The organism is Halorubrum sp. SP9 (assembly GCF_005435015.1).
Classification (GTDB): Archaea; Halobacteriota; Halobacteria; order Halobacteriales; family Haloferacaceae; genus Halorubrum; species Halorubrum sodomense.
Window position 1 is genome coordinate 1 of sequence record NZ_SGXU01000727.1, and the last position, 229, is coordinate 229.

At 68.1% G+C, this 229-nt stretch carries 1 protein-coding gene; it reads right to left on the minus strand.

Annotated features, from left to right (window positions below):
- Window positions 1-229: AAA family ATPase (locus EXE45_RS19135; protein ID WP_137695211.1), on the minus strand; the 229-nt coding region annotated here is incomplete at both ends.

Genomic DNA, 229 nt, shown 5'->3' on the forward strand with positions numbered 1-229 from the left:
GACCGCCTTCGCGAGCAGGGTCTTCCCCGTGCCCGGCGGGCCGTACATTAGGACGCCCTTGGCGGCCTCCATGTCAAGCTCCTCGAACACCTCGGGGTACTCCAGCGGCCACTGGATCGTCTCCCGGAGCCGCTCTTTGGTGTCTTCGAGCCCGCCGACCTGGTCCCAGCTGACGTCCGGGACCTCGACGAACACCTCGCGGAGCGCGGAGGGCTCGATGCCCTTCATC